Genomic DNA, 5,375 nt, shown 5'->3' on the forward strand with positions numbered 1-5,375 from the left:
ACGAGCGCTCGTACGACCAGTCTCAGAACCGAAAACTTCCCGCACCGCCCGCGCCCTCGTCAAAGACGATAAGCATCCCGGCTACGGCCAAACGGGCAAGGCGGCCCTCAGGCCACGCTTACATATGTCCAGCAGGAGACGGAGCTGATCGCGATATCGCTCAGCCGCCATTTGAGACGAGCTCCTTGGGAACGAGCAGGCGGTATTTCGGGACGTAGCGCCCCATCCGAACCAGGCTGCGGTCGCCCTTGCCCAGGTCGATGCGCTCCACCGCAAGGTGGCGTATGACCGGCAAGCTGGCCCGCTCCGCGAGGAAGAGGAAGAGCCGCCGTACCTTCACGGAAGTGCAGGCCTCGAGCAGGGATTGCATCAGCTTCGGGCGAAGCGACGTCATGCCCTCGACGATATGGCCGGCTTCGACGAGATCGAACTCTTTTGGCGCGAGGTGGAGCAGCTCCAGTATCGCCCGCTCGGGTGCCGCCGTCTGCAGCGCGAAGCCTTCGGGAGCGCGCTGTTCGGTAAGGCCGAGCTCGCCCGGCAGGAGCTTGGTCTGCATGTGGCGGACCTGATCGCCCCAATGAGCCTGAAACCACGCCGGCAGAACCACGTGCAGTGGCGAGAACAGGTAGCCCTTGGTGTCGGCGAACCGGACGTAGTGGCTGTTGCCGGTCATTTCGAGCGCCGTGAGCGCCCCCACATGGACCGGCAGCTTAAGTTGCGACTGGACGCTGTATAAGGCGCCCTGCCAGGTCACTGTCTCCGCCGGACGTTTGAACGCGCCTCGGCCGAGCGACACCAGCCACCGCGACGTGGTGTAGTTCTGCACATCCTGCGGCGTCAGCCCAAGCGCTTTGAGGTGCGGGCTGGTTGCCACGGTATGTGGCTCCCAAGCGTCGAGCAGGGGCTTCAGTTTATCTGTCCGAGCTACCTTCACAGGCTATTTTTAGCACAAAATCTAAGGTAGTGCCAGCCTCGAAATGTCTGCTGATTATATGCTGAGAATATATTTCCATCATATGGATCGATGTGCGCGCTGGCGGCCTACTGGATCGTCGTGTTCGCTTCCAGCGTGATCGCGACGGCGTTTCGGATAGCGAACCAGCGAGACAGCGCTTCGAAGTCGTCGGATGCCATCAGCCCGTCGATCTTCTCCTGCAGGAACGCCGCCACACGCTCGCCATGTTGATCGATCAGGGCTCGGGCAGTTGCGAACGCTTGAGCATCATCCTCGTCTTCGTTGTTTTCCATGACTGATCGATCCGAACTCATTGACGTCTGATATGGCCGTGAACGCAAATCGTCCCTATGGATCTACCCTCAGCACGCGCGGGCGGGACACCTGGCGAACCTTGCGATTTTGCCTACCGTCAGGTATCGTGCGGTTATTCGGATTGTGAGGCCATGTACGATCTAGCCACCTATTTGGCGACGGAAAAGTCCCCAGGCGGCCCCGTCTACATCGAGGAGGAACTCGTTCCTCACTCGCCGAAGTTCTTTATGAACGATCTTCCGGATAATGATCGGCCGCTAACTCGCGGTCGGGCGATCGGGCAGATTATTTCGGCGGTCGTGCTGGTGGCGATGCTCAGCTATATGTTCATCATTCTCTAGCTCGACCTATTTTCTCAAGTTCGGGTCGGCAAAGAAGCCGACGTTCAAGTCTTTCGAGACCTCGGTCTGAAGTTCGACGTTTGCGCCGACCCGACTTGCCCTGCCCGCTTGAGAAGATGCGCGGTCATCGTCGAGCTTCCGCCGGCCCTCCTCGATTATTCTCGCAGCAGCCTCAGGATCGCCTCCGGCACCCCCTCCACTGGCAGGATTGAGTGTGCTCGGTCGATAAGACGAGCGAACATCCGAAGCGCTACCGATCGGAATGCGGTCTACGTCGACGAGCGATGGGTCCTGAATGTTGCCCTCGATCTCCTGCCAAAGCGCATTGCGCTTCTCTTGAAGCCACTGCTGCATAAGCCCCGCACGTACCGCCTGCTGCTGATCGGTCAGGACGGTCGCCCAAAGTTCGGGGGCATCAAGATTGGGGTGAAGCGCCTGCTGTTGCCGGTACCATTGCGCAAAGTCTTGGCTGAGGTTGGTGCTGAACTGCATCCGGTTCGACTCAGCAAAACTCGCGTCTCGCGAAAGTGATTCGGACAGTTCGTCCAGGCGCCGAGCCGCCTCGGTGTATGATCGTGCCCGCGAAAGTGCGTCCTCAGTGCTTCGCGAGGAGGACGTGGTGGAGGAGCTTCTGCTGAACACGCCTGAGCGGTCGTAGGTGCCATCCGAGGTTGATGCGCCTGTTCCGTTGGAGCGCTCGTCGCGCACCCCGCTGGACGAAGTGCTGGTGCTATCGGAAGAACGAGTTCTGTCCGACCCATAGCTCAAGGAGTCCTGCTGGGTCCCCGTTTTACTAACGCCGAGCGATCCACCTATTGGCAATGACAAGCCCGGTTTCCCCCCCGTCCCGCCGGTCTTACGCCCAGCTCCAGCGCCGACCTGCCCAGAAATTCCTCCAGACACTGCGTCCGCGCTAATCGCACGACGGTCGCGCCCCTCGGTGATCCGCTGATTCTCACCAATTGATGAGCGGTCCTCGGTGCCTTGCGAGCTGGTTCCCGTCGTGCGATCGAACTTCTCGACATTAGTATTGGCTGACCGACCGCTGCCGGCCTCGAAGCCCCGCGAACTTTCGGTTGAGGTGCCGAATGTGCTCCGATCGGTGCGGGTGCTGGTCAGGATGTCATTGGCGGCATTCTCGTAAGCCTGCGCCTGCCGATGGGCTTCGGAGGCCATCACCCTCCACTCCGCAACCGTGCCGCTGTCCATGGTCGGGGTGAATGCGAGCCGCGAGAGCGCCGGCGACGTGTCGATCACATCCTGACCGTTGCCAAAGCCGGAGACGACCGCGCCATTGTCCTGACGCCACCCGACACTCGGCGCGCCGCCCATGAAGCTCGGCGCGACCGACCATTGATCGCTCTGCCGCATGTTGGACGTGGCGTTCGCCCAGCTGACATTGCCGTAGGAGTAATTGCCGGTCGTCTGTTCCAAGGCTGCGGCTTCGGCCGCATTCTGTGCCGGCGCTAGCATCGATGTCGCTTGACCGGCGATCGACATCGCACCGCGGGCAAGGCCGGCCGCCAGAAACGGAATGCTCATCAGCATGAACCCGGCGATCGTCGCCGTCTCGCCGTTGACGGCGCCGATACCGGCATAGCTGCCGAGCGTGACGCCGCCGCTCGCGACGCCGGCCGCCGCGGCCTCCGCCCTTGTCATGCAGATCATGTGGAGGATCACATAAAGCGGCCCCCACGCGGCGAGGTAGAAGAACCCCATCGCATAGCCCTTAAGGGTGCCGAGGCCCGTTTGGGGCATGAGGAACAATGGGAAAATGACCGGGAACATCGCGAAGAAGACGACGGTCAGGACGATATTGAGGATCGGGACCCACGCCATCGCCTGCTGCGCGATCGAATTGTAGGTGTTGCGCGCCTGAATGTCGGCGCGGGTCTGCGCAAAGGTGTCGATCGTCGCCGCGCCCGAGCCTCCCGCCATGCTGTTGCGGGCCTGCATAAACGCGTTGATCGCGGTGTTCTGACGCATCGAGTCGGAGTAGCTGCTCGCCGATCCGGTGAACGCCGCGTTGGCAATCGGCAGGTCGTGCTTCAGCTTGTCGGCCGCCAGGGTGTTGCTCAGCTTCGGGTAGAGCTCCTTGCCCCATAGCGGCGTGTTCGCCTCGATCATCGGGGCCCACCGCGCGTCGAGCATCTGATAGGCCTGGCGGCAGGTGACGATGCTGTTGGTGACTGACCCGTCGCCCTGCCGCTCCAGCCATTCCTGCGCTCGGGCTTCCGAACCCGGCCCGATGTCCGCCCACAGGTCTTTGGAGTTGGCGAGATTGGTCAGGGACTTCTGGTACAGCATCACGTCGCCGAACAGGCACTTCTTGAAATGCTCCTCGAGGTTGGTCGAAAACTCGGCATCGCGGATCGCGAAGTTGCGCGTCGCGTCGAACAATCGCGCGCCGTAAACCATCCCGTTGGTCGAATAATTGAGCTCGCCGGGCATCACGAACACGGTTTCGGCCGTGCGGGTAAGCCAATCGCCAATCTGGGTCGTGAAGCTGGCGAGAACACCCAGACCCAGCGGCACGTTGGCGACGGTCGCGGGCGCGAGCGAGGGGTTGATCCGATCCGTCACCTTGACGTCGATTGTCGGGACCATGAGGCACAGGTAGATCAGGGTCGATTGGATGAACCAGTTCATCCACACGCGGAAGTTGAGGGTGAAGGCTACGACCAAGAGCGAGTAGATGAGGCCCATCACCATCACGACCCGCAGCAGCGACCGGTAGCCGCCGCCGCCCGACCACGCGGCGACCGCGTTGAAGGTGTTGACGAGATACTCGCCGCCGCCGACCGTGAAGACTTCCAGCATCGTCTCGGCCCCCTCCCCGCGCCTACATCAGGCCCTGCGCGTTCAGCCCGCGCGAGAAATTCAGCGCCGAGGACATCCCCGGCGTCATCGAATTCTGCAGCGTGGACTCGAGCATGATGCTGCGATTGATGATCTGCATCGTGACCTGGAGCTTGTTGTTGAGCTTGACGTCACGCTGCGAGAACCGCGCACGCGTCGCGGCGATCTGCTGCTTCCACTGGGTCGCGGTCGCCTGATCGAAGGTCTGATAGTGGGTTTGCGCCTGCTCGACCCGGTCGAGCATGTTGTCGAGCATCGCCGTCAGAAGATCGACCGCCACGATCTCCGACAGGGTCTCGATCTCGCCGTCGGTCAGGGCGTAGTGAGCATAGGCCTGGACGGCCAAGATCTTGTAGATCGGCACGGTCGCGATGTTGAGCAGCTGCTTCTCGGCCGCACTGAGCGCGGTGTCGGTACGGATCTTGTCGCTCATCGACTTGATCATAGCCGCGATGCGCGGTCGCAGCGCGGCCGATGCCGGCACGGTCAGCGTCTGCTCGCCGACATCATAGCAGTTGGTGTCGTTGCATTTGAGCATCTTGACCGCCGGCGCATTGGCGGTGCCGTCGAGGAGCGCGGTCACGACAGCTTCCTCGGCGGGCCCGAACATGACGACCTTGCCGCCGACGGAGGGATCGGTCGACGGCGTCGTCACGACGGTGCCAACGAGCGTCATGATGAACTCGGAGAAGCTCTGGTCGAAAGCACCGAACTTCCCGGACTTCTTGAGCGCCTCCCAAGTGTAATTGTGGGGCTCGCCGACGAGCTGGTCCTTCATGCTTGGTAAGCGTGGCGTGAGGACCGCAGTTTATGCGGCTTGGGCTGTTGGCTGATCTGTCTGGGGCACCCAGTTCCACGGCATCAGCTCGTCCCAGCGGGTGGCGGGCCAGTCGCCGGCGACCCTG

At 62.0% G+C, this 5,375-nt stretch carries 4 protein-coding genes and 1 pseudogene; 1 reads left to right on the plus strand and 4 read right to left on the minus strand.

Annotated features, from left to right (window positions below; translation table 11 throughout):
* Positions 1–160 precede the first annotated feature (160 nt).
* Positions 161–934: a type IV toxin-antitoxin system AbiEi family antitoxin domain-containing protein gene (locus ABLE43_RS22935; protein ID WP_348980261.1), complete on the minus strand. Its 774-nt coding sequence runs from the start codon at positions 932–934 to the stop codon at positions 161–163.
* Between the two features lie 107 nt (positions 935–1,041).
* Complete coding sequence (locus ABLE43_RS22940; RefSeq protein ID WP_348980262.1) at positions 1,042–1,248, minus strand: hypothetical protein; 207 nt, start codon at positions 1,246–1,248, stop codon at positions 1,042–1,044.
* A gap of 153 nt (positions 1,249–1,401) precedes the next feature.
* Here ABLE43_RS22940 and ABLE43_RS22945 point away from each other — a divergent pair, with 153 nt between their 5' ends.
* Positions 1,402–1,611 carry a hypothetical protein gene (locus ABLE43_RS22945; protein ID WP_348980263.1) on the plus strand — a complete coding sequence of 70 codons (210 nt, stop codon included), beginning with the start codon at positions 1,402–1,404 and terminating at the stop codon, positions 1,609–1,611.
* 6 nt (positions 1,612–1,617) lie between these two features.
* On the opposite strand, the gene ABLE43_RS22950 is transcribed toward ABLE43_RS22945, so the two are convergent.
* Positions 1,618–4,431 carry a conjugal transfer protein TraG N-terminal domain-containing protein gene (locus ABLE43_RS22950; protein ID WP_348980264.1) on the minus strand — a complete coding sequence of 938 codons (2,814 nt, stop codon included), beginning with the start codon at positions 4,429–4,431 and terminating at the stop codon, positions 1,618–1,620.
* 22 nt (positions 4,432–4,453) lie between these two features.
* A pseudogene (locus ABLE43_RS22955) lies at positions 4,454–5,251 on the minus strand (conjugal transfer protein TraH); the annotation flags it as partial.
* Between the last annotated feature and the right edge of the window lie 124 nt (positions 5,252–5,375).

The organism is Sphingomonas silueang (assembly GCF_040049155.1).
In the GTDB taxonomy this organism is placed as follows: Bacteria; Pseudomonadota; Alphaproteobacteria; order Sphingomonadales; family Sphingomonadaceae; genus Sphingomonas; species Sphingomonas silueang.

Coding starts and splice junctions, on each gene's coding strand:
- ABLE43_RS22940 (WP_348980262.1), bottom strand. CDS start 1,248: ATGGAAAACAACGAAGACGAGGATGATGCTCAAGCGTTCGCAACTGCC.
- ABLE43_RS22945 (WP_348980263.1), top strand. CDS start 1,402: ATGTACGATCTAGCCACCTATTTGGCGACGGAAAAGTCCCCAGGCGGC.
- ABLE43_RS22950 (WP_348980264.1), bottom strand. CDS start 4,431: ATGCTGGAAGTCTTCACGGTCGGCGGCGGCGAGTATCTCGTCAACACC.